Origin of the sequence: Sphingobacterium sp. SGL-16 (assembly GCF_011043515.1) — a bacterium.
Lineage (GTDB): Bacteria > Bacteroidota > Bacteroidia > Sphingobacteriales > Sphingobacteriaceae > Sphingobacterium > Sphingobacterium litopenaei.
Map to the genome: position 1 here is coordinate 1 of NZ_JAAKGQ010000109.1, position 1,202 is coordinate 1,202.

Annotated in this window: 2 protein-coding genes; both read right to left on the reverse strand. The window is 45.2% G+C overall.

The window, feature by feature from the left end; genetic code table 11:
* Positions 1 to 49 precede the first annotated feature (49 nt).
* Positions 50 to 853, reverse strand: coding sequence for an IS3 family transposase (locus G5B32_RS16855; protein ID WP_206366948.1), 804 nt, complete (start codon positions 851 to 853; stop codon positions 50 to 52).
* Positions 854 to 873: 20 nt separating this feature from the next.
* Positions 874 to 1,140 carry a transposase gene (locus tag G5B32_RS17185; RefSeq protein WP_206366949.1) on the reverse strand — a complete coding sequence of 89 codons (267 nt, stop codon included), beginning with the start codon at positions 1,138 to 1,140 and terminating at the stop codon, positions 874 to 876.
* Between the last annotated feature and the right edge of the window lie 62 nt (positions 1,141 to 1,202).

A 1,202-nucleotide genomic window follows, 5' to 3' on the forward strand; every position in this document is an offset into this window, starting at 1 on the left:
AAATATAAATATAGTTGTTATCAATAGGTCAATCTTTTTTAAAGGTGACCTATTGATAACATGCCGCCGGCAGGGCATCGTATTCCATTGGTGTCTTTCCTCCCAGTGATTCATGTGGTCTTTTGTAGTTGTAATCCTGTAGCCATTCTTCTGCGAGTATCTGTACTTGCAGAGTATCTTCAAAGAGGTAGGCATCCAGGATACTTTCCCGAAATGTGCGGTTGAAACGTTCAATGTAGGCATTTTGCATAGGCCTGCCTGGTTGGATATACTGTATCTCTATTTCTTTGTCAGCACACCAATCTCGAAATTCCCTGCTGATAAATTCTGGGCCGTTATCTGTACGGAAACGTGAAGGCTTTCCTTGCTCTTTTATGATGCGTTCCAATAGATAGGTTACTTTGCTTGCTGGCATACTATGTGCAACCTCAATAGCGATGGCCCGCCTGTTAAAGTCATCAATGATATTCAGTGTCCTGAACTTGCGCTTATTGGTCAGTACATCGCTCATGAAGTCCAAAGACCATGTTTTAAGCGGCTTCTCTGGAATCGACAATGGTTGCTTTACCCGGGCTGGAAGTCGTCTTCTGCTCTTTCTGCGACGATTCATCCCCAATTGTTGATACACCCTGCGTATTCGTTTGTAATTCCATTTCAGTCCTTCGTGTCGGATCCGTGAATAGTAAAGGTCCTGTCCTTCGGTTGGATACCGATCGGCCAGCTCTCGGAGCTTCGCTATCGTTTCGCTGTCATCCTTCTTGTTCCTGTAATAATACATTGACTTGGGAAGATTGACAACCTTGCAGGCCCTGCTGATGCTGATCCGGTGCGTCGAAATCACATAAGCAGCCATATCCTTGCGCTGGCAGGGCCTCAGAACTTTTTTGATAGTACGTCCTTGAGGATCTTATGGTCTAGGGCAAGGTCCGCATACATCTGTTTGAGACGGCGGTTCTCTTCCTCAAGTTCCTTCATACGGCGCAGCTCTTGGCTGTCCATACCGGAATACTTCTTCTTCCAATTGTAAAATGTGGCTTGGTGGACACCCAACTCCCGGCAGATATCAGAAGTGGATTTACCTGATTCATGTTGCTTGATCGCCGAAACGATCTGACTCTCGCTGATTCTTGTTTTTTTCATTGTACTGTTCTAAGTTACGAATTTTCGCATTTCAAACAGTCCGACTTTTCGGGAGGGTTACA